Raw genomic sequence first — 19,712 nt, 5'->3', positions numbered from 1 at the left:
TTTGATACTTACAAACCATTCACCTATAATAAAATTGGAAAATTTATGATTATCGAAAGGGCGACCATAATGAAAGAAATCAACCTTGTTATTAAAAAATTACAGTTAAAAGACCAGAGCAAACCTGTCTTAATTCTAAATGCTCCGAAAGAATATGAGGAAGTCATTGCTTCATTTGAAGCAGAAGTTCATACAGAGGTGAAAGAAGAAAACTACACTTTTGTTCAAGTTTTTGGCACTTCAAATGAACTTTTACGAGAGTTAGGTGGTAAAGCAGTAGAGGTAATTTCGGAAGACGGATTACTCTGGTTATGTTATCCGAAGAAATCTTCTAAAACATACAAAGGATCTAATTGTAGTCGCGAATCAGTAGCAGAGTTATTAGCAGATAAAGACTATGAACCTGTACGTCAAGTTGCAGTCGACGAAGATTGGTCTGCACTACGTTTTCGTCATGTTACTAATATTAAGACGATGGTAAGAAAACAGGCTGTTTCGGAAAAAGGAAAGCGGCGTGTAAGTGAGCTAGAAAACAACTGACAAGCGTACTAAGAAAAAGAACATGAAGATGGCGAGGTCTTCGTGTTTTTTTTGATCTTTTTAAAGGATGTGATTGAAAAAGTTCAAAAGATCTTCAATTTATTGTGGTATGAATGAGAATTACCGCACATATAACGCCTGCTAACCTCATATAGTTTCATAAAGCATATTACAAGGAGGGGACATATGGGGTTATTTGAAGGTTTTGTTGTTGTTTTCGTTATTGTGTTTTTTTCCCTTTTCTTAGGCTTTATGATAATTGGTAATCGAATTGCTCACTCAATTGAAAGGCTAACAGCAAGAGATGCTAGTAAACTATTATCAGAGATTGATAGCAACATGAAAAAATAAATTAAGATGAGGATGATTCAAGGAGGGGCTTCGATATAAGCAGCCTATGAGTCATCCTTATTTTTATCTAGTTCTACTGGCACTAAGACTCCCACTTTAAGCCTTCGAGGAAGCGGTAGCTAAGTGGGAGATAAGCGCTGTAACAACTCGATTGGTTCTGAAAAAGTTTCAATTTATGTGAGACTTTCATTTTTTCATGGTAGAATATGAACTAAAGTAAGAAGGAGGGGTTTGAACTATGGAACAAGCTATTTATAAAGCACATTTTGTACATCCACTGACAAATGTACCGCTTATTATTTTATACAACAACGTTACTGGACTCATTTCGTTTGAGAGAGATGAAGAGGTAATCAAAGTTATATCTTCAATGAAAGACCTCATGGTAGAAGAAGTAATAACTGAAGAAAAATTGTCCAAAACAGATCATATTTGTCAGTCAGCATATCCTGCTGATTCATTAGATGAGGTTAAGGACTTATTAGAAACAATTGGAATTAATTCGAATAATATTAAGTTTCAAAAAATCCTTCTGCATTAATAAAGGTATTATTGGTTCAGTCATTTCGAATGAAAAAATAAACGATTAATCCTAGGATCGGAAAAAATAAGGTTCCTATTAAAACAAGCAGGGCATATTCCTTACTATTTCCATTACTAATAGCATCACGATAAGCCCAAATACTAGTGAATATGTTTAAAAGAAATAAACCAAATATAAAAAATAAGATAACACTAAACGCTGCAATCACTTCCATATAATAGTCTCCTTTACATAATAATACACCTTTATTTTATCATAGATATGTACAAAGCATGGAAATATGATTAGAGACCATAGTAGAAAATAAAAAGCTGTGCCGTAGGATACAAATCCTAAGCACAGCTTTTTTAGGTTGTTTTAGTATTAGTCTTCATCAACTGGATATACGCCATTTTCATCATGAACTTCTCGTCCAGTAAGTGGTGGGTTAAATACACACACCATGCGCATATCGCCTTTTGTTGCACGAAGTAGGTGCTCATCATGTTTATCTAAAGCATATAGAGTGTTCGGAGTAATCTTATAAATTTTATTATCGCTTAAAGTTTCTACTTCACCTTCACCCTCAATACAATAAACCGCTTCTAAATGATTTTGGTACCAAATGTGAGTTTCTGTACCTTCTTTAATAATTGTATCATTTACGGAGTATCCCATTCCGTCCTTCTTAAATAATAACCTACGGCTAATCCAATTATCACTTTTTACTTCATTTTCAGTTCCAATAACATCTTCTAATTTAATGACTTTCATTTGTAGTTTCCTCCAATAATTTTGTATTTAAGATATGATATTTAGCATCAGCGCATTTATGGCGCTGATACCTTTCTATAGTTATAATCTTATGAAGATACGAGTTCTTTTTCGTTTACTAGGCTTTGGATGCTTTCTTCGATAATAGCAAAACCTTTTTCTAGTCCTTCATCATCAATCGTAAGAGCAGGGAAGAGTTTAAATACTTCATCATTTGGACCTGCTGTCTCCATGATAAGACCACGTTCAAAGGCAGCTTTCGCAATATCAGAAGCAAGGCCATCTACCTCGGTCACAATTCCTTGCATAAATCCACGACCGCGAACTTCACCTTTAATTTGTGGGTACTTTACAGTAAGCCCAACTAAAAACTCAGAGATCTTTTTAGATTTCTTTTGGATACTTTTCTCAAAAGCATCATTTTCCCAATAAGTAAGTGCTTCAGTTGCAGTAACAAATGCTAGGTTATTGCCACGGAATGTTCCGTTGTGCTCACCAGGCTCCCAAATATCATATTTAGGATTAATTAAAGTTAAAGCAAGCGGTAAACCGTAGCCGCCAATTGATTTTGATAAGCAAACGATATCTGGTTTAATACCAGCTTCTTCAAAAGAGAAGAATGTACCTGTTCTTCCCACACCTGCTTGAACATCATCAATGATGAGTAAAATTCCCCATCGGCGACAAATGCTTTCTACTTTTTGCAGCCACTCGAAACGGGCAGCATTAATGCCTCCTTCACCTTGGACTGTCTCGAGGATCATAGCGGCAGGAATTTCAACTCCGCTTCCGTTATCTTCTAAAAAGCGCTCGAGATACTCCAGAGTGTCGAGTTCGTCATTGACGAAGCTATCATATGGCATTGTTACGACATGTTGCAATGGAATACCAGCACCCTTACGTTTAAAGGAATTACCTGTTACTGATAAAGAACCAATTGTCATCCCGTGAAAACCATTAGTAAAGCTAATTACATCTGTACGGCCAGTCACTTTTCTTGCAAGTTTTAATGCACTTTCTACTGTGTTTGTTCCTGTTGGTCCAGGGAACATAACTTTGTATTCCATATTACGAGGTTTAAGAATTACATTATTAAATTTCTCTAAAAACTCTGCTTTTGCTTCAGTGGCTTTATCTAAGGAATGGGCAATTCCATCATTTAAGATATAATCCACTAGCTTAGCCTTCATTTTAGGATCATTGTGACCGTAGTTCAATGCACCGGCACCAGAGAAGAAATCAATATATTCATTTCCTTCAACATCCCATAATTTGTAACCTTTTGCTTTGTTAAAAACAGCGGGAAAGCTTCTACAATAACTACGTACCTCTGATTCTAATTCATTAAAAATACTTAAATTATTCGTTTCCATTTTTATATAGATCCTCCTTTTATTTTGTAAGAAAGGAATTATCATCAATCTAAAATTTTGTGAAGTGTTTCACATGTGCCGATCGAATCAAGCGCATTCCTAATAAATTTTTACAAGTAATTATTTATCTTTATTGAATGGTCCAATTCGGAAAGTAAGTTCTGCTTCATGGTCGTCCCCAGGAAACAAATCTTCAGAGAAACATTCTAACACTTCGCAGGTCGTTTTGAGATCTCGCCCAAGGCGTCGGAATAGTGATTGAGAGGCCTGATTAGAAGGTGTAACAGTGGCTTCGAGATAATTAATGTTTTGGCAACCTTCTCGGATAATCAACTCTTGTAAAAGGTGAGATGCAAGACCCTTTCCTCTTTGAGAAGCATCAACTCCGATTTGCCATACAAAAATGACATCTGGTTTCGTAGGAGGTATGAAAGCTGTAACAAACCCTACCACCTTGCCATTTTCTTTTGCTACGACACATGTTTCTGCAAAAAACTCACAAAACATAATGTATTTGTATGAAGAATTTAAATCTAGCGTAGAGTTATTCACAAGTTCCCACATTGCAGCGCCATCTTCAACAGAAGGCTTTTCAAAAGTTACGTTTGGAATAGGTTGGGTAAGTGTCTTTGTTAGTTGACTCATCGCTTTTCACCTACAAATCGCAAATTATTGTAAATAATAGCGTATTCCTCCTTAAATGGATGATTTATAAATATTTAACTTAGCTATTATAAATGATAAGGGGATGTGGAAATTAAAGCAAACCAGCTATTTAAGGATAATCAATGATTAATTAGGATGACTTACGTTACCATCTATTAAGAGCACGTATCTTTCATATTCCTTCCATATCTTAGTGTTTTCGAACAATTTGAAAAAATGTGAGCAAATCTAACAAAAGATGACGAATTATTATATAAGCAGTCTTAAAGAACATTGTGTTGCTGATTTTTGGCTATAAAACAAGTTGTTAATGACTAAAAAATCAAACTAAAACGGCTGACTTAAGAGCATTATCTTACTGCTTCGAAAGTCAACCGCTAGTTTAAGTATTTAAATTTTTATTGGGAGCTATTTATTTTTCTTCTTTTTTGCGCGTCGATCAGCAGCAGCTGCGCGTTCATTTGCTTCAATATCTTCAGCATCAGCTAATTCTGCAGAGTACTCTACATTCATTCCATCGTTATCTACATTAGCAATTTGTTGTTGTTTTTTTCGCTTTTTACCCATTTAAGAACCCTCCTCGCTTAATTATCGATGTTGTATCTATAACAACACCTATTGTTATTTTGAGAAAGGAGCTTAACGTTCATGTGATAAAATATTTTCCAAACACAAAAAAGGTACCCAGACTAATTATCTGCGAGCAGCACGATCAGCAGCTTTGAATTCTGATTGATATGTTACTTGTTGTGCCTTTTTTAGAGTATGTCTTTCTTGTTGGTCACGACGTTTCTTTTTCTCCATAATTTTTCCTCCTAGTATTGAAGTGATAATTACAGTATGAGTATATTGAAGGAAAAATATTCTATTACTATAAGCAAATTTTGGATTAGCAAAATTATGAATTACATAAGGACTATGATTTCATATTAATCATTTGCTAATAAATGCTTTAACGCCCCGTCAATGGATGGAAAAGAAAACGTAAAACCATGGTGAATAGCTTTATCAGGTATGACTCGCTGTCCTTCAAGGAGTAAGGCACTCATTTCACCTAAAATTAGTTTTAATGCAAAAGAAGGTGTCGGTAACCAATGCGGGCGTTTTAAAGCAGAAGCAATAGCTTTGCCCATTTCTTTCATCTGAACAGGGTTAGGTGAAGTTACATTTAAGGCTCCCTCTATTTGGTCATTATTTATCGCAAACTCAATCATTCCAACAACATCTTGAATGTGAATCCATGAATACCATTGTTCTCCTGATCCTAAAGCTCCCCCAGCAAACAACTCGTAGGGAAGCAACATCTTAGGTAGTGCACCTTCATTTTTATCTAAGACCAACCCTAGGCGAGGTAGGACGGTGCGGATACTGATATTTTTGGCTTTTTCTGCCTCTTTCTCCCATTGTACTACAACGTCTTTTAAAAAATTTTGTTTGCCTCCGTCGGTATTTTTTTCTGTAAAGGTAATCGTATTAGAATGCCCATATACACCAATTGCAGAAGCGTTAATAAACACTGAAGGCTTATGTTCTAGTTGTTCCATCAACGAAACGGCAGCTTTCGTAGCTGTAATTCTGCTTTTTAAAATTCGCTCTTTTCTCTGCTGAGTCCAGCGACCAGCACCAATCGACTCTCCAGCTAAATTAATAAATACATCAATTTTGGGAAGCTTCTCATGTGGCTTAGAATCTGGAACTAACCATTGAATAAAGTTAATGTTCTCCTTCTTTTCTTTAGGCGTTCGCGTTAAAATATAAATTTGATGACCTTGTTTTGTGAAATGTTGTGTTAGTTCTGTACCGATAAAGCCAGTACCTCCAGCAATTGCAATATTCATAAAACCACCGCCTTTCAAGAATTTAATGGATGTTCAACTATTGTTTAGTTATAGTATAAGTAATTTATAAAAATTACAAAAGTAAAATACCTTTTAAAATAAGGTTGTTAAATCAACCTATATCCATAATATTAACAAAACCTTTAATGATACAAACCACTGAAGAAAGGAGTTGGGTTGGATGGCTGTTATTACAAAAATTACTACGCAAAAAAATAATGCTGAGCGTTTTAATATCTTTATCGATAATGGAGCCGGAGAAGAGTACGGGTTTAGTGTTGATCAAGATGTACTTATTTCTTGGGGTCTTAAAAAAGGAATGGAGATTGATGTTGAAGCAGTTGAAAAAATACTGGCTGAAGATAAAGTGAAAAAAGCCTATAACTTAGCATTATCCTATTTATCGTACCGGATGAGATCAGAAAAAGAAGTCATCGACTATTTAAAAAGAAAAGAATTTGCCGACCAAGAAATATCCTTAGTACTTAAAAAGCTCAATGAATATAACTTTTTAAATGATAATGATTTTGCAACTGCTTTTGTACGTACGAAAAAAAATACTGGAGTAAAAGGCCCTAAGAATATTAAACAGGAGCTTTCAAAGAAAGGAATTTACGGAAAGATAGCATTAGAGGCTCTTGATGAATATACATATGCTGAACAATTAGAACATATTTTAAAATGGATCGAGAAACAAGCGAAGAAAACGTTAAGGGAGTCAGAACAAGCATATCAACAAAGAATTACACGCCAACTTCTAGCCAAAGGGTATTCATATGAAGCCATTGAGGAAGGGATTAGGACAAGCACAGTTTCCTTTGATAATGATCAAAAGTGGGAAGCTATCTCATTCCAAGCTGAAAAGGGCAAAAAAAAGTTTGCTCATTTAGGGGATTATGAATATCGATATAAAATGAAGCAGTGGCTTTATAAAAAAGGATTTCCACTAGACCTCATTGATCAATACTTAGAGGAAAATAGGGAACAATAAAATGTCATAAAATAATAACAAAGAGATTGTGAATGATTGAACATACTTTGTTATTATGGTTATATCTAAGCGATAGAAAGGGAGTAAATTTTTGTGAGTAGCATCGTAGCTTTAACTCCAATCATTGCCGTTTTATTGTTTCTAGTAGTATTGAGGATGCCTGCGATAAAAGCGATGCCAATTAGCTTAGTTGCAACGGGCTTATTAGCGTACTTGTATTGGAAAGTTCCTTTTGTTCAAATTGTTGCGGCGTCTTTAGAGGGAATTATTATTGGTTTTTCAATCTTATATATTGTCTTTGGAGCTATCTTATTATTAAATACTTTGCAGCTAAGTGGGGCTATAACGACAATTAGAAATAGCTTTTTAGAAATTAGCCCTGATAGAAGAGTTCAGCTCATTATTATTGCATGGCTTTTTGGAGCTTTTATTGAAGGGGCAGCAGGTTTTGGGACTCCAGCAGCAATTGCAGCTCCTCTTCTAGTTGCACTAGGTTTTCCTCCATTAGCAGCCGTTGTCCTCGCCTTGATAGCTGATAGTAGCCCTGTTTCTTTTGGGGCAGTAGGGACACCTGTTATTGTCGGGGTAGAACAGGGGTTGCAAGAAGGTTCTCAAATAGCAGCTGTAGTGACACCTTATTTAACTGACCCTACTCATATTGGAGAGTATATTAAAGGTGTTGGAGCTCAAGTCATGCAAATAGATATATTTGTTGGCACATTTATGCCACTCATTCTTGTCGTCATGTTGACGCGCTTTTTTGGTGAGAACAAATCATGGCGAGAAGGCTTGCAAGTCTGGAAGTTCGCGTTATTTGCAGGGCTAGCATTTACCGTCCCGGCCTTACTAGTAGCTGTTTTTCTTGGTCCAGAGTTTCCATCTATCTTTGGTGGATTATTTGGATTAATGGTCGTAGTTCCTGCGGCTAAAAGAGGCTTCCTACTTCCAAAACAAGCTTGGGACTTTGCTCCAAGTGAAAAATGGTCACCTGACTGGGTAGGAAAAGTCTTAACTTCTCATAAGAAAGAAAAAAAAGATCCTTCATTAAACTTAGTTATGGCTTGGGTGCCTTATTTACTTGTGGGACTTTTTCTCGTTCTAACGCGACTAGAAGTATTGCCATTTAAAGCTTGGTTTCAATCTGTACGATTAAGCTGGCCCAATATTTTAAATACAAATATTAGTACTAGTCTTGAGCCGCTATACTTACCTGGAACGATTTTCGTAATGGTTGTCCTAATTACTTTTGTGATTCATAAGATGAACACTGCCAAAATAAAAACAGCAATTGGCTCTTCCGCCCAAGCTGTTGTAGGAAGCGCTGTTACATTGTTTACAGCAGTTCCAATGGTACGTATTTTCATTAATTCTGGCGTAAACGGAGCTGGTTTGGAGAGTATGCCGATGGAATTAGCAAATACGGTATCAGGTGCATTGGGGGGAAGCTGGCCGCTTGTAGCGCCTTTTATCGGAGCACTTGGATCATTTGTATCTGGTAGTGCGACATTTAGTAATATGATGTTTTCCCTTTTTCAATTTAGCGTTGCAGATCAAATTGGCGTTGATCCTATGTTAGTCTTAGCATTACAAGTTCTAGGGTCCAATGGAGGAAATATGATTTGTGTGCTAAATGTAGTGGCAGCAGCTTCAGTTGTTGGCTTATTAGGTAAGGAAGGACCCATCATTCGGTTAACATTATTACCTATGTTTTATTATGCATTTTTTTCAGGTGTGATTGGTTTGATTTTTGCCTATCTCATTTTATAGCGTGAGAGGAAAGCATTGTTATTGGTTCCATTAGCGAAAATCAATTATAATAAGTAAATAATATGGTTAAAGCCGATGGAGGCGTGGAAATGGAAAAGCGTTATAGTGAAATGACGGCCTATGAACTCAATAATGAAATAGGACGGTTAAATGAAAAAGCAAAAAAAGCAGAACAAATGGGAATGGTTAGTGAGTTTGCTGTCTATGAGCGTAAAATGCTTCTTGCCAAAGCTTATTTACTTGATCCTGAAGATTATCAACCAGGGACAACATATGAAATGGTCGATGATCAATCAACCTTTGTAATTTCGTATATGAACGGAAGGTTTGCTTGGGGTTTCCGAAATGGAAGCAGTGAACTAGAAGGGGTACCAATTTCTTTATTGAAAAATAAATAAGTCAATTTAGTCAAGAAAAAAGGAGAAGCAGAGGAGTTGCTTCTCCTTTAAAATAAGGAAGGAAAAGGTTGTGAAGACTTAAACGTTCATGAGAGTTACGAACGTTTTCTTGTTTGAACTTTAAGAACGTAGTTGTGGAGACCTCTTTCTGTTTCACCGTTCACTTGATGGAATGCATGCTTTGGATTAGCTCGTGGAGATTGGAATGGATCAGCGTAGTTTTTACCTCTTACCTTATGCAAGGTAAACACCTCCTAATAGCTTAGAGAAATGAAATCAAAATCATTTAGCGAGATTGATTCGATTGCTTCATCCGCTGTTGGGGATGATCTCGAATGCTACCGTCAGCTCGTTTAGAAGAATATTCTTCTTTTGCTCTTGGTTCTCCCGAAAATGACATACGGTTTGGAAATCCTTTCTCTTTGTTACGCATCGGTGAACCCTCCTTTGAACTACAACTTAAAGTTGGACCAAACATTGAAGCATCATTGCTTGCTTCTCTTATAGTATGAGATGGTACAAGCCATCATATGATATGCAATAATTGTTATAGGAGGTAAAGTTAAATGAATGAACGATTTGAGCGCTTAGCGGACCAATTAATGAGACGAAATGATAAATTATCTTATGGCCAAGCTCGAAAATGGGTGGAAAGCTTATGGGAGGATTTTGAAGCAACACGTGCTAAATCAGGAAGAACCTATGAGGGACCCGAAAAAACCGAGCAAATTGTAATGCAATGGATAACGAATTATGGACCATATTTGCATTCATACGCTTCAAAAAATGAGAAATTTAAACATTTACTTGAAGATGATGGCTTAAAAAACTAAATATGTGTTTACCTCTTATAAAAAGGAAACGGTTGGCTCCAGTGGCATAATGAAATGCCACATAAGAGTCAACCTTAAGATTGTGTTGATAATTCAAGTTTCCGTTTTAATGTTTCTTCACTATATACCCAACCTGTATATGAGCTCAAAATATTAAGATCTTCATCTAATTGCACAATGGCAACAAAAGGATAATGCCCTTTTGTTCTGTATCTTAGGTCGATAAATCTTACCTCATATTGGCAGTTATCACTTTCAACCTCCCACCGGTATGTAGGAGAAAAGGATAGAAATGCAGAAAGGTTTGCATCTTTTCTAGCTGCATTAATAATGGGATCATCTGGAATAGGTTCAAAAGGATATTGTTCAAAGAAATTTATTCTATGATTTCTTGATTCTGCAACATATAGCATTTCTTTCGTTCTTATAACTAAATGCCATTGATTCCAACGAAATGTTGGTGAAATAAACACATGAGTTGCTGTTGGATGGAGAGACTTAGCATGAGCAATCACTTTTGATCGAGCTTGAAACCTCCAAATATAATAAAGTATAAGAACAAAATAAATAGCCAAAAAGGTATAGCCTGGATCAAAGCCGTAACGCCATAAAATAATTCCAACAACATGTGCTAGAAATATAAAAGGGTCAAAAATGTTTATCGATCCAAGGGCAACCCATCTTTGAGTTATCGGTCGCAAAGCTTGTGTCCCATAAGCGTTAAAAATGTCGACAAAAACATGAAGGAAAACAGCAATAAATGTCCAAAGCCATAAATGTAAATAATTCACTTCTGGAACTAACATAGAAATACCTCCAGCGATTATAAAAGGCCAGATTAAGATAGCTGGTAAGGAGTGTGTTATTCCTCGGTGATTACGTATGTAAACAGCATTATTTCTTAACTTTAGAACGGTATCAAAGTCAGGTGCTTGTGAGCCGATAATGGCTGCTACCATCACGGTCTGTCTCATTACTGGGTCATTTCCAACGACAGGATCTAGTGTGGCAAGCCCACCGAGAGCAATTCCCATTACAACGTGAGTTCCAGTATCCAAGCTGAACTACCTCCTTTCGGTGAAGCTTGATGATAAAAATAAGCTGTTTCACTATATACAGATCGCTCCTGTTCAAAAACAAATCTTACCCAAAAGCGGTACGTAGTGACCCTTCAGAAAAGATTGGCTTTTTGGGGATTTTATTTATAGTGTGGAATATTAGTTTCTATATTTTTCTTATTTACAGTCATTACTTTATTTATACCCGAAATTGACCTTATTAAAAAGGGGGAATTGAGATTATGACACAATCTTTACAAATTTTCATGGAGTATAGAATAAAACCAGATAATGTTAATGAATATGAACAAGCTATGGAACATATCATTGCCGAACTTCCGAACTTTGAAGCGAAAGAGATACAGTGGTTTGTTGCAACAGATCAACCACATTTGTATGTAGAAATGTTTAAGGTTCCAACAGAAGCACATTATGTAGCTTTGAAAAAACTTAGACGAGATGATGAACATCACCTTTTTAGTAGAATTCATTCTATGGTTGAAGGTGGAAAGGAAAAAATTCATTGTTGGGCATTTCGTGCTAAGAAAGAAGTGTAACAACTGGAGGGTACAAGGTTGACGACAGAAATACTACGAGAATTTGACATAAAAGGTTTTCAGGAACAACTAGTTCATTGGTTTGAAGAACATCAAAGAGATTTACCTTGGCGAAAGACAAAGGATCCGTATCGAATTTGGGTTTCAGAAGTCATGCTGCAGCAAACTCGAGTCGATACGGTTATCCCTTATTATAATAATTTTGTACATAAATTTCCAACACTACAAGATTTGGCTTTCGCTGAAGAACAGCAAGTTTTAAAGGCGTGGGAGGGTTTAGGTTATTATTCTCGCGTAAGAAATTTACAAACAGCAGTCCGTGAAGTTGTAGAGGAGTACGGAGGAAAGGTACCAGATACGAAAAAAGAAATTAGCCAATTAAAAGGAGTAGGACCCTATACAGCTGGAGCCGTTTTAAGTATTGCTTATAATAAGCCTGAACCAGCTGTAGACGGAAATGTCATGCGAGTCATTTCAAGAATTCTCTTAATTGAAGAAGATATTGGCAAGGCCAAGACAAGGCCAATCTTTGAAAGTGCATTAACTAAATTGATCTCGCAGCACAAGCCGTCAGAATTCAATCAAGGTTTAATGGAGTTAGGTGCCTTGGTGTGTACACCGCGGTCACCTGGCTGTTTGTTGTGTCCTGTTCGCGAACATTGCCGAGCTTACTATGTTGGAAAAGAAAAGAGCTTGCCAATTAAAGAGAAGAAAACAAAAGTAAAGGTAAAAGATATGGCTGCTATTGTATTGAGGAATCAGAAGGGTGAAGTACTTATCCAACGGCGTCCAGACACTGGGTTGCTAGCGAAACTATGGCAGTTTCCTAACATTGAAACAACAAAAAGTAAAAAAAGTGAGCCAGATTGCCTGAAAGACTTCATAAGTACAGAGCTAGGGATGTCGGTTAAAATCGGTGAAGAAGTCCAGAAGGTAGAGCATGTTTTTTCACATTTGGTCTGGAATATTACCGTATATGAAGGAACCGTTATTGAAGAAAATCAATTGAATAATGAGGGAACGAGATGGGTGGATGCAAATTCAATCGAAAGCTATCCTTTTCCAGTTTCGCATCAAAAAATAATTGAACAGCAAATAAGAAGGTGAACGTATGGATTTAAATTTACAGAATAAAGTAGTATTAGTAACTGGCGGATCTAAAGGAATTGGTAAAGCTATCGCAAAAGGCTTTATTGCAGAAGGGGCAAGAGTAGCAATAATGGCAAGAGATACTGCCGTTTTAGAAGCGGTGCAGCAAGAGCTTGGAAACATTGTTTGTATTGCAGCAGATTTAACGAATGCTATAGAACGGGAGCGGGCATTTGAACAGCTGCTCTCTCACTTTGGAACGATTGATATTCTTGTTAATAATGTAGGTGGAAGTAACGGTTCAACAACTTTAGAAACAGACCTATCTTTGTTTGAAGAGGCGATGCAGCTTAATTACTTCTCCGCTGTTCAATTTAGTAAACTGGCAATACCAGTTATGAAGAAAAACCAGTCAGGAGCAATCGTGAATATTTCATCGATTTTCGGTAGGGAATCAGGTGGAAAACCGACATATAATAGTGCAAAGGCTGCGATGATTAGTTTTACTAAATCGCTTGCAGATGAAGTGATTAAAGATGGGATTCGGGTAAACGGTATTGCACCTGGCTCAATTCTACACCCAACAGGTAATTGGCAAAGACGCTTAGAGGAAAATCCTGAAAAAATCAATCAATTCGTTGAGAATGAAATTCCCGCTGGCCGTTTTGGGACAGTGGAGGAAGTAGCAAATACAGTTCTTTTTTTAGCGAGTGAAAAAGCTTCATGGGTTGTAGGGGCGACCTTAAATGTTGATGGTGGTCAATCAAAATCAAATTTCTAAGGGGGAACGGCTATGTATAATGAAGAGCAGAAAAAAACGGTATATGATGTCATTAAACGCCGTCGTGATGTAAGAACATTTACAAATAAAGAAATTCCAGAGCAAGCAATTATGAACATCATTCAGGCAGGCCATGATGGACCATCAGTAGGCTTTATGCAACCATGGAACTTTATTATTATTCAATCAAATGAAGTAAAAGAGAAGCTTGCTTGGGCAGCTAATAAAGAGAAGAGGGCTCTTGCCATACATTATGAAGATACGGATGAAAGACATCAAAAGTTTCTTGGACTAAAAGTACAAGGATTAAAAGAAGCACCAATTACAATTTGTGTGACATGTGATCCAACCCGAGGTGGATCTCATGTTTTGGGAAGAAACTCAATTCCTGAAACAGATATTATGTCTACAGCGTGTGCTATTCAAAATATGTGGCTTGCGGCTACAGTAGAAGGGTTAGCTTTGGGCTGGGTAAGCTTTTATAAGAAAAATGATATTAGAGATATATTAAACATTCCACCTCATATTGATCCTGTGGCGTTGCTCTCGATTGGATATACTAATACTTATCCTGAAAAACCAATTTTAGAAGCAGAAGGCTGGGAGATAAGACGTCAATTAGAAGGACTTATTTTTGCAGAAAAATGGGGAAACAAAGTAGAATAGAAAATAAGACATAAAAAGGGGGCATTTACATGTTATTAGAAAAAGGAAATGAGTATCCTTATTCATCACAGCGAATGGTCACATATGGAAAAAAAGGAATGGTGGCAACTTCTCAACCACTTGCTGCTCAAGTAGGTTTGGATATTCTTAAAAAAGGTGGAAATGCGATTGATGCTGCGATTGCAACAGCAGCTTGTCTTACAGTAGTTGAACCTACCTCTAACGGGATTGGTGGAGATGCTTTTGCACTCGTTTGGACAAAGGGAGAATTACATGGCTTAAATGCAAGTGGTCCTTCACCAAGCGCAATTTCTATCGATGCAGTTAAAGAAAAAGGGCATGAAGAAATTCCGAAGTTTGGCTGGATCCCTGTTACAGTACCTGGTGTCCCAGCAGCATGGGCTGAATTATCGGAAAAGTTCGGGAAATTACCTTTAAAAGAAGTTCTCCAACCAGCGATAGAGTACGCTGAAAATGGATACCCATTATCACCGATATTAGCATACTTTTGGAAAGGTGCTTACAATAGCTATAAGAAACAGCTGGATGGTGATGAGTTTAAGTATTGGTTCGATACATTTGCACCAAATGGCAGGCCGCCTGAAGTAGGAGAGCTTTGGTCATCAAAAGGCCATGCTGAAACGTTACGCGCAATTGCTGAAACAGGCGCAAAGGATTTTTATGAAGGTACTATTGCTGATAAGATCGATGAGTTCTCTAAACAATATGGTGGGTTTTTACGTAAAGAAGATTTACAAAACTTCACTCCTGAATGGGTAGACCCTATTAGTGTTAACTACCGCGGTTATGATGTGTGGGAAATTCCACCGAGCGGGCAAGGGCTCATTGCCCTTATGGCATTAAATATTGCCAAAGGTTATGAATTTTCACAACGTGATAGTGTTGATACATTACATAAGCAAATTGAGGCCATGAAATTAGCGTTTGTAGATGGCATGAAGTATATTACCGAACCAAACGCGATGAAAACGACAGTGGACAAGCTCTTATCTGAAGAGTATACAAAAGCAAGAAGAGACCTTATCGGTGATGAGGCATTAATGCCAGAAGCTGGCGAACCACCAAGAGGCGGAACGGTTTATTTAGCAACGGCTGATGAAGAAGGAAATATGGTTTCATTTATTCAAAGTAACTATATGGGCTTTGGATCAGGACTTGTTGTACCTGGTACAGGAATCGCTCTACAAAACCGTGGTCATAACTTCTCGATGGACCCGGAGCATGACAATGCTCTTGCTCCAAATAAGAAAACTTTCCATACAATTATTCCAGGCTTTTTAACAAAAGATAATGAGCCTGTAGGTCCGTTTGGAGTAATGGGTGGTTTTATGCAGCCACAAGGACATATGCAAGTTATTATGAATACTATTGATTTTCATCTAAATCCACAATCAGCTTTAGATGCTCCGCGTTGGCAGTGGATGAAAGATAAGACAGTTCTTGTTGAACAATCAATGCCAAGTCATCTCGTCCAAGCGTTAGCAGAAAAAGGACACCAAATTCAAATTGCACCTCATTCTGGCAGCTTCGGTAGAGGGCAAATTATTTGGAGAGATCCGAAAACGGGTGTCTTAGCAGGAGGAACTGAGATGCGGACAGATGGAGCAATTGCTGTCTGGTAATAGAGAGGAAGAGCAGCATGAAGTTACAGTGGGAAATTTTTATTGCCTTTTTTAGAGTAGGGATTTTTGGTTATGGGGGTGGACCAGCGTCCATCCCTCTCGTTCAAAAAGAGGTTGTTGAACGATACAAATGGATGGATAACGATGAGTTTGGAGATATTTTAGCCATTGGTAATACTCTACCTGGTCCAATTGCAACGAAGATGGCAGGTTATATTGGATATCGTGTGGGTGGTTATGTTGGAATGATAAATGCACTTATGGCGTCGATCGTTCCAACCATCATCCTAATGATTGTATTCCTAACGTCATTAGCTGCCTATAAAGATCAGGCTTGGGTTCAAGGAATGACACATGGGGTTCTTCCTGTGGTAGGTGTCATGATGGCCGTATTAACGTGGCAATTTTTCGATAAGGGTAAAGAAGGACTTGGCTGGGTGAAAACTTCAGCTCTCGTAATTATTTCATTAGTCATTATTGAGTTTTTAGGAGTACATCCAGGGATTGTTATTGCCGTTCTCCTTACATATGCACTAGTTGGAAGAAAAAGAAAAACTAGTGAAAAGGAGGCTGATCCATCATGATTTATATTGAAATCTTCATTGCGTTTTTCATTCCAGGTATCATTGGTTATGGTGGGGGGCCAGCCTCAATCCCATTAATTGAGCATGAAGTTGTCCATAGGTATGGTTGGATGACGGTTGATGAATTTGGAGAGGTGTTAGCATTAGGTAATGCATTACCTGGTCCAATTGCTACGAAAATGGCTGGATTTGTTGGCTACGAACAAGGAGGAGTATTCGGTGCGATCGTCGGTGTATTTGCGACTGTAGCACCATCTCTTGTCTTAATGATTGCACTACTAAGCCTATTATACAAATTCCGTCACTCACCAAAAGTAAAAAAAATGACGATGCTTATTCGTCCAACAATTGCTGTATTACTAGGAGTATTAGCGTACCGTTTCTTTGCTTCTTCATACGAAGCAACAGGAATTTGGCAAACGGGAGTATTAATCATTATTAGTTTTTTACTTTTAGAAAAATGGAAGGTGCATCCCGCTCTCGTTATCGCAGGTGCATTAGTATATGGAGCAGTATTTTTAGGGTAGTTCTTATAAACCTTGTCTATCAAAAATATGCTCAAACGAAGTTAAGAGATTATCCTGATGAGAAAAAGGCTGACTTTCATATGAAGTCAGCCTCTTCTCATTTTAATGCACAATGTTAACTATACCTCGTCATTATCCATTAAATGAATTTCTTCAAGCGCCTTTTTCGTTGTAGGTGTGCCAAGCTCATAGATAATGCGGTAGACTTGGTTAAGCCCGCGCTGTGTTTCGCGACGGTCAGCTTCAGAGAACTCTTCATTAAAGTGTTTAAATGTAAAAAGATCAGCAGCTTCTAAGTCATGTGCCTGAACTTCTTGTAATAGCTTTTGCAGGTCTCGATATTGCTCGTCGGTGGCTTCAATTTCATATTCAATCATTTGTCCGTCATGAACAGGTGTACGACTGATGTTATCCATACTAATAGGATTTAGATTAACGTAATAAATATCTTTATTCATTAGAAAATACTCCCCCTTGCCCTCATTTTTTGTTAGGTTTTGCAAGAGAGAGTATTTATAAACATGTATTATGGGGTGATTAGAATATTTCCGCTAAAGCTTTTACTTTCAATAGCTTCGTGCGCTTTATTTGCTTCTTTAAAATTAAAGACTTTCGCGATATGAGTAGTTAACTTCTTTTCTGCAAACAGTTTTGAAATTTCTTCTCCAGCAGCCTTTAATTCATGTGGGCGCGCTGTAAATAAAAGGACGCCAATTAACGAAGCATTCTTCATATTAAGAAATCGCCATGGCAATGTTGGTGTATTGTTTTTTGGTGAGCCAATTGTAACGATTCGTCCACCATTTGCTAACACTTCAAAGTCAGTTTCCATATTTTCACTTAATGAAACATCGAGAATGACTGGAACCCCTTCGTTTTTTGTCCAAGCTTTTACAGCATCAACTAGATTTGTTTCATTATAGAGAATGACTTCATCAGCGCCTGCATTCGTTGCGATCTTAGCTTTTTCAGGTGAACTTGCAGTAGCAATAACACTTGCTCCATGTTGTTTTGCGAGTTGTACAGCTGCATTCCCAACAGCACCAGCAGCACCGTAAATAAGCACGGTTTCGCCTTTTGTTAATCGAGCACGATTAAAAAGGGCTAAATAAGCAGTCATAAATGCCATAGATAAGGCTGCACCATCTTCTTCACTTAAATGACTTGCAAGTGGGAACACCTTTTCTTCTGACACAGCAACAAACTCTGCTGCAGTACCTTTGATGTTTGTACCCCAGACTCGATCGCCAACTTTCCATTTCGTTACACTGTCTCCTACCTCAACAACAGTTCCGCCTAAATCAAAGTGAGGGATATAGGGAAATTGATCAACAGGGCGAATACCAGAGCGGAAGTATGTATCAACAGGATTAATTCCACTGGCGCCTACTTTTACTAAAACTTCATTAGGCTGTGGTGTAGGTTTAGCGACTTCTATGACTTCGAGGACTTCAGGTCCACCGTATTTTTGATATGCAACAGCTTTCATCTTTTGACCTCCTATAGAGAGAACTTCAGTATTTAAGTGTTTTCTTATTGTTTGTGAATTTTGTAATTATAATATTTCTCTTAAACGTTGGGCTGCCTCTCTTAATTTTTCTTCATCTTGAACTAGAGCGATCCTTACATAGCCTTCCCCAGCATTACCAAAGGCATTTCCAGGTGTAACGACGACACCAGCTTCAAGTGCAGCAAGTGAAAATGACATAGAAGTATGGTGTGAAGGTACTTTTGCCCAAACAAACATCCCCCCATCAGGTTGTCGAACAGACCAACCAATTTCTTTAAGCTCATTTATAAATACATTACGGCGTTGCTGATAGGTTTGACAATGTTCTTCTAAGAAGGTGAAATCACCTGTTAAGGCTTCTACAGCTGCATGTTGAACGGGTAAAAATACTCCGTAATCTAAGTGGGATTTTAATACCGCAAGTGGCTTAAGAAAGTTTGGTTCACCTATAACGTATCCTATTCTGGCACCTGCCATATTAAAACTTTTGGATAATGAATTAAACTCGATTGCTGTCTTTCTAGCATTGGGGACAGAAAAGATGCTTAATGGTTTCTTATTGTCAAAAATAAGTTCGGAATATGCGAAATCATGTAAGATCAAGATATTATGATTAATTCCGAATTGAACTAATTTCTCCAAGTAGCTTTTAGTAGCAAGGGCAGCCGTGGGGTTGCCTGGATAGTTCGTAATCATTAACTTTGCACGGTCTCGAATCTCTGCTGGGATCGCCTCTAGGTCGGGCATAAATTGGTTTTCTTCAGTTAAAGAAACATAATATAACTCCGCACCAGCAATATGTGCACATGCTGAATATATTGGATATCCAGGGTCAGGGACGATGATAACGTCACCTTCATCTAAGTAGGCTAAGGCAATGTGAGCTAATCCATCTTGTGAACCCATTAGTTGGAGGACATCTCTAGGCTCAATTTCAACATCATATCTTTCTCGATAAAAGTAAACGACTGCCTCGTTAAAAGCTTGAGTGCTATTAATAGCATACTGGTAAGAATGGTCTTGAAGCACTTCGTTTGAAAAATGTTTTCGTACGATTAGGGGTGGTGGCTGATCTGGACTTCCTATACTTAAATCAATCATGTCATTACCTTGATTGATCTTTTCTCTTTTTCGTTCGGCCATCTCTGAAAATACACTAGTGGTTAGGTGATCTAATCTGCGTGAAGGGTTAATCATTTTTCAACCTCCCAATAAATCCTTTTACTGAATATTCTAACGGAAA

Annotated in this window: 27 protein-coding genes; 14 read left to right on the top strand and 13 right to left on the bottom strand. The window is 37.5% G+C overall.

Annotated features, from left to right (window positions below):
• Nucleotides 1–69 precede the first annotated feature (69 nt).
• From GKP30_RS16385 to GKP30_RS16375, 3 genes are all read left to right on the top strand, one after another.
• Nucleotides 70–540 (top strand): DUF3052 domain-containing protein, encoded by a 471-nt coding sequence (locus GKP30_RS16385; RefSeq protein ID WP_216830544.1) that lies wholly within the window; start codon nucleotides 70–72, stop codon nucleotides 538–540.
• 186 nt (nucleotides 541–726) lie between these two features.
• Nucleotides 727–891 carry a hypothetical protein gene (locus tag GKP30_RS16380; RefSeq protein ID WP_216830543.1) on the top strand — a complete coding sequence of 55 codons (165 nt, stop codon included), beginning with the start codon at nucleotides 727–729 and terminating at the stop codon, nucleotides 889–891.
• 238 nt (nucleotides 892–1,129) lie between these two features.
• Complete coding sequence (locus GKP30_RS16375; RefSeq protein WP_216830542.1) at nucleotides 1,130–1,432, top strand: hypothetical protein; 303 nt, start codon at nucleotides 1,130–1,132, stop codon at nucleotides 1,430–1,432.
• 16 nt (nucleotides 1,433–1,448) lie between these two features.
• On the opposite strand, the gene GKP30_RS16370 is transcribed toward GKP30_RS16375, so the two are convergent.
• The 7 genes from GKP30_RS16370 to GKP30_RS16340 all read right to left on the bottom strand — a co-directional run bounded on the left by GKP30_RS16370 (nucleotide 1,449) and on the right by GKP30_RS16340 (nucleotide 6,065).
• The gene (locus GKP30_RS16370) at nucleotides 1,449–1,649 is read right to left on the bottom strand and encodes a PLDc N-terminal domain-containing protein (protein ID WP_216830541.1); all 201 of its coding nucleotides are present in this window, start codon (nucleotides 1,647–1,649) and stop codon (nucleotides 1,449–1,451) included.
• Between the two features lie 149 nt (nucleotides 1,650–1,798).
• Entirely contained in the window at nucleotides 1,799–2,188 is a 390-nt protein-coding gene (locus GKP30_RS16365) for an ectoine synthase (protein WP_216830540.1), read from the bottom strand.
• Nucleotides 2,189–2,277: 89 nt separating this feature from the next.
• On the bottom strand, nucleotides 2,278–3,561 hold the full coding sequence (gene ectB / locus GKP30_RS16360) for a diaminobutyrate--2-oxoglutarate transaminase (protein ID WP_216830539.1): 1,284 nt from the start codon (nucleotides 3,559–3,561) through the stop codon (nucleotides 2,278–2,280).
• A gap of 120 nt (nucleotides 3,562–3,681) precedes the next feature.
• A complete protein-coding gene (gene ectA, locus GKP30_RS16355; protein ID WP_216830538.1) occupies nucleotides 3,682–4,206 on the bottom strand; it encodes a diaminobutyrate acetyltransferase in 525 nt (174 codons plus the stop codon).
• A gap of 429 nt (nucleotides 4,207–4,635) precedes the next feature.
• Complete coding sequence (locus GKP30_RS16350; RefSeq protein ID WP_216830537.1) at nucleotides 4,636–4,794, bottom strand: YfhD family protein; 159 nt, start codon at nucleotides 4,792–4,794, stop codon at nucleotides 4,636–4,638.
• 126 nt (nucleotides 4,795–4,920) lie between these two features.
• A complete protein-coding gene (locus GKP30_RS16345) occupies nucleotides 4,921–5,031 on the bottom strand; it encodes a YfhE family protein (protein WP_216830536.1) in 111 nt (36 codons plus the stop codon).
• Between the two features lie 125 nt (nucleotides 5,032–5,156).
• Complete coding sequence (locus GKP30_RS16340; protein WP_216830535.1) at nucleotides 5,157–6,065, bottom strand: TIGR01777 family oxidoreductase; 909 nt, start codon at nucleotides 6,063–6,065, stop codon at nucleotides 5,157–5,159.
• Nucleotides 6,066–6,246: 181 nt separating this feature from the next.
• Here GKP30_RS16340 and recX point away from each other — a divergent pair, with 181 nt between their 5' ends.
• From recX to GKP30_RS16325, 3 genes are all read left to right on the top strand, one after another.
• Nucleotides 6,247–7,056, top strand: coding sequence for a recombination regulator RecX (recX, locus tag GKP30_RS16335; protein ID WP_216830534.1), 810 nt, complete (start codon nucleotides 6,247–6,249; stop codon nucleotides 7,054–7,056).
• 93 nt (nucleotides 7,057–7,149) lie between these two features.
• Complete coding sequence (locus tag GKP30_RS16330; RefSeq protein ID WP_216830533.1) at nucleotides 7,150–8,823, top strand: L-lactate permease; 1,674 nt, start codon at nucleotides 7,150–7,152, stop codon at nucleotides 8,821–8,823.
• A gap of 89 nt (nucleotides 8,824–8,912) precedes the next feature.
• Nucleotides 8,913–9,221 carry a YfhH family protein gene (locus GKP30_RS16325; RefSeq protein ID WP_216830532.1) on the top strand — a complete coding sequence of 103 codons (309 nt, stop codon included), beginning with the start codon at nucleotides 8,913–8,915 and terminating at the stop codon, nucleotides 9,219–9,221.
• A 95-nt stretch (nucleotides 9,222–9,316) separates the two neighbouring features.
• On the opposite strand, the gene GKP30_RS16320 is transcribed toward GKP30_RS16325, so the two are convergent.
• Nucleotides 9,317–9,463 (bottom strand): YpzG family protein, encoded by a 147-nt coding sequence (locus GKP30_RS16320; RefSeq protein ID WP_075388112.1) that lies wholly within the window; start codon nucleotides 9,461–9,463, stop codon nucleotides 9,317–9,319.
• 44 nt (nucleotides 9,464–9,507) lie between these two features.
• A complete protein-coding gene (gene sspK / locus GKP30_RS16315) occupies nucleotides 9,508–9,654 on the bottom strand; it encodes a small, acid-soluble spore protein K (RefSeq protein WP_216830531.1) in 147 nt (48 codons plus the stop codon).
• A 133-nt stretch (nucleotides 9,655–9,787) separates the two neighbouring features.
• Here sspK and GKP30_RS16310 point away from each other — a divergent pair, with 133 nt between their 5' ends.
• Nucleotides 9,788–10,054, top strand: a complete 267-nt coding sequence (locus tag GKP30_RS16310) for a YfhJ family protein (protein WP_216830530.1) — start codon at nucleotides 9,788–9,790, stop codon at nucleotides 10,052–10,054.
• A gap of 74 nt (nucleotides 10,055–10,128) precedes the next feature.
• Here the strand turns inward: GKP30_RS16310 and GKP30_RS16305 are convergent, their stop codons facing one another.
• Nucleotides 10,129–11,112 carry a metal-dependent hydrolase gene (locus GKP30_RS16305; protein ID WP_216830529.1) on the bottom strand — a complete coding sequence of 328 codons (984 nt, stop codon included), beginning with the start codon at nucleotides 11,110–11,112 and terminating at the stop codon, nucleotides 10,129–10,131.
• Between the two features lie 242 nt (nucleotides 11,113–11,354).
• On the opposite strand from GKP30_RS16305, the gene GKP30_RS16300 reads away from it, so the two are divergent.
• From GKP30_RS16300 to GKP30_RS16270, 7 genes are read left to right on the top strand one after another with little or no spacing between them, the layout of a single operon-like run.
• Nucleotides 11,355–11,669 carry a hypothetical protein gene (locus tag GKP30_RS16300; protein WP_216830528.1) on the top strand — a complete coding sequence of 105 codons (315 nt, stop codon included), beginning with the start codon at nucleotides 11,355–11,357 and terminating at the stop codon, nucleotides 11,667–11,669.
• 18 nt (nucleotides 11,670–11,687) lie between these two features.
• Entirely contained in the window at nucleotides 11,688–12,776 is a 1,089-nt protein-coding gene (gene mutY, locus GKP30_RS16295; RefSeq protein WP_216830527.1) for an A/G-specific adenine glycosylase, read from the top strand.
• A 4-nt stretch (nucleotides 12,777–12,780) separates the two neighbouring features.
• The gene (locus tag GKP30_RS16290) at nucleotides 12,781–13,539 is read left to right on the top strand and encodes an SDR family NAD(P)-dependent oxidoreductase (RefSeq protein ID WP_216830526.1); all 759 of its coding nucleotides are present in this window, start codon (nucleotides 12,781–12,783) and stop codon (nucleotides 13,537–13,539) included.
• Between the two features lie 12 nt (nucleotides 13,540–13,551).
• On the top strand, nucleotides 13,552–14,205 hold the full coding sequence (bluB, locus tag GKP30_RS16285) for a 5,6-dimethylbenzimidazole synthase (RefSeq protein ID WP_216830525.1): 654 nt from the start codon (nucleotides 13,552–13,554) through the stop codon (nucleotides 14,203–14,205).
• Nucleotides 14,206–14,234: 29 nt separating this feature from the next.
• A complete protein-coding gene (gene ggt / locus GKP30_RS16280; RefSeq protein WP_216830524.1) occupies nucleotides 14,235–15,848 on the top strand; it encodes a gamma-glutamyltransferase in 1,614 nt (537 codons plus the stop codon).
• Between the two features lie 17 nt (nucleotides 15,849–15,865).
• Nucleotides 15,866–16,432: a chromate transporter gene (locus GKP30_RS16275; RefSeq protein WP_216830523.1), complete on the top strand. Its 567-nt coding sequence runs from the start codon at nucleotides 15,866–15,868 to the stop codon at nucleotides 16,430–16,432.
• Nucleotides 16,429–16,959 (top strand): chromate transporter, encoded by a 531-nt coding sequence (locus GKP30_RS16270; protein WP_216830522.1) that lies wholly within the window; start codon nucleotides 16,429–16,431, stop codon nucleotides 16,957–16,959. The genes GKP30_RS16275 and GKP30_RS16270 overlap by 4 nt, the downstream gene beginning before the upstream one ends.
• 119 nt (nucleotides 16,960–17,078) lie before the next feature.
• Here GKP30_RS16270 and GKP30_RS16265 read toward each other — a convergent pair whose 3' ends face one another.
• The 3 genes from GKP30_RS16265 to GKP30_RS16255 all read right to left on the bottom strand — a co-directional run bounded on the left by GKP30_RS16265 (nucleotide 17,079) and on the right by GKP30_RS16255 (nucleotide 19,666).
• Nucleotides 17,079–17,417, bottom strand: a complete 339-nt coding sequence (locus GKP30_RS16265; protein WP_216830521.1) for a hypothetical protein — start codon at nucleotides 17,415–17,417, stop codon at nucleotides 17,079–17,081.
• Between the two features lie 68 nt (nucleotides 17,418–17,485).
• Nucleotides 17,486–18,448: an NADPH:quinone reductase gene (locus tag GKP30_RS16260; RefSeq protein ID WP_216830520.1), complete on the bottom strand. Its 963-nt coding sequence runs from the start codon at nucleotides 18,446–18,448 to the stop codon at nucleotides 17,486–17,488.
• Nucleotides 18,449–18,514: 66 nt separating this feature from the next.
• Complete coding sequence (locus GKP30_RS16255; protein WP_216830519.1) at nucleotides 18,515–19,666, bottom strand: LL-diaminopimelate aminotransferase; 1,152 nt, start codon at nucleotides 19,664–19,666, stop codon at nucleotides 18,515–18,517.
• Nucleotides 19,667–19,712 lie beyond the last annotated feature (46 nt).

Source organism: Alkalihalobacterium elongatum, from assembly GCF_019024285.1.
GTDB lineage: Bacteria > Bacillota > Bacilli > Bacillales > Bacillaceae_F > Alkalihalobacterium > Alkalihalobacterium elongatum.
Note: the sequence above shows the minus strand (reverse complement) of the source record. Positions and strands in the feature narration are given on the sequence as shown.

What these genes read in the sequence shown, in the direction of transcription:
- ectA (WP_216830538.1), bottom strand. Translation starts at nt 4,206, where the DNA reads ATGAGTCAACTAACAAAGACACTTACCCAACCTATTCCAAACGTAACT.
- GKP30_RS16350 (WP_216830537.1), bottom strand. Translation starts at nt 4,794, where the DNA reads ATGGGTAAAAAGCGAAAAAAACAACAACAAATTGCTAATGTAGATAAC.
- GKP30_RS16310 (WP_216830530.1), top strand. Translation starts at nt 9,788, where the DNA reads ATGAATGAACGATTTGAGCGCTTAGCGGACCAATTAATGAGACGAAAT.
- sspK (WP_216830531.1), bottom strand. Translation starts at nt 9,654, where the DNA reads ATGCGTAACAAAGAGAAAGGATTTCCAAACCGTATGTCATTTTCGGGA.
- GKP30_RS16270 (WP_216830522.1), top strand. Translation starts at nt 16,429, where the DNA reads ATGATTTATATTGAAATCTTCATTGCGTTTTTCATTCCAGGTATCATT.
- GKP30_RS16365 (WP_216830540.1), bottom strand. Translation starts at nt 2,188, where the DNA reads ATGAAAGTCATTAAATTAGAAGATGTTATTGGAACTGAAAATGAAGTA.
- GKP30_RS16255 (WP_216830519.1), bottom strand. Translation starts at nt 19,666, where the DNA reads ATGATTAACCCTTCACGCAGATTAGATCACCTAACCACTAGTGTATTT.
- GKP30_RS16345 (WP_216830536.1), bottom strand. Translation starts at nt 5,031, where the DNA reads ATGGAGAAAAAGAAACGTCGTGACCAACAAGAAAGACATACTCTAAAA.
- GKP30_RS16275 (WP_216830523.1), top strand. Translation starts at nt 15,866, where the DNA reads ATGAAGTTACAGTGGGAAATTTTTATTGCCTTTTTTAGAGTAGGGATT.
- GKP30_RS16380 (WP_216830543.1), top strand. Translation starts at nt 727, where the DNA reads ATGGGGTTATTTGAAGGTTTTGTTGTTGTTTTCGTTATTGTGTTTTTT.
- GKP30_RS16290 (WP_216830526.1), top strand. Translation starts at nt 12,781, where the DNA reads ATGGATTTAAATTTACAGAATAAAGTAGTATTAGTAACTGGCGGATCT.
- ggt (WP_216830524.1), top strand. Translation starts at nt 14,235, where the DNA reads ATGTTATTAGAAAAAGGAAATGAGTATCCTTATTCATCACAGCGAATG.
- ectB (WP_216830539.1), bottom strand. Translation starts at nt 3,561, where the DNA reads ATGGAAACGAATAATTTAAGTATTTTTAATGAATTAGAATCAGAGGTA.
- GKP30_RS16385 (WP_216830544.1), top strand. Translation starts at nt 70, where the DNA reads ATGAAAGAAATCAACCTTGTTATTAAAAAATTACAGTTAAAAGACCAG.
- GKP30_RS16265 (WP_216830521.1), bottom strand. Translation starts at nt 17,417, where the DNA reads ATGAATAAAGATATTTATTACGTTAATCTAAATCCTATTAGTATGGAT.
- GKP30_RS16370 (WP_216830541.1), bottom strand. Translation starts at nt 1,649, where the DNA reads ATGGAAGTGATTGCAGCGTTTAGTGTTATCTTATTTTTTATATTTGGT.
- GKP30_RS16340 (WP_216830535.1), bottom strand. Translation starts at nt 6,065, where the DNA reads ATGAATATTGCAATTGCTGGAGGTACTGGCTTTATCGGTACAGAACTA.
- bluB (WP_216830525.1), top strand. Translation starts at nt 13,552, where the DNA reads ATGTATAATGAAGAGCAGAAAAAAACGGTATATGATGTCATTAAACGC.
- GKP30_RS16325 (WP_216830532.1), top strand. Translation starts at nt 8,913, where the DNA reads ATGGAAAAGCGTTATAGTGAAATGACGGCCTATGAACTCAATAATGAA.
- GKP30_RS16375 (WP_216830542.1), top strand. Translation starts at nt 1,130, where the DNA reads ATGGAACAAGCTATTTATAAAGCACATTTTGTACATCCACTGACAAAT.
- GKP30_RS16300 (WP_216830528.1), top strand. Translation starts at nt 11,355, where the DNA reads ATGACACAATCTTTACAAATTTTCATGGAGTATAGAATAAAACCAGAT.
- recX (WP_216830534.1), top strand. Translation starts at nt 6,247, where the DNA reads ATGGCTGTTATTACAAAAATTACTACGCAAAAAAATAATGCTGAGCGT.
- GKP30_RS16260 (WP_216830520.1), bottom strand. Translation starts at nt 18,448, where the DNA reads ATGAAAGCTGTTGCATATCAAAAATACGGTGGACCTGAAGTCCTCGAA.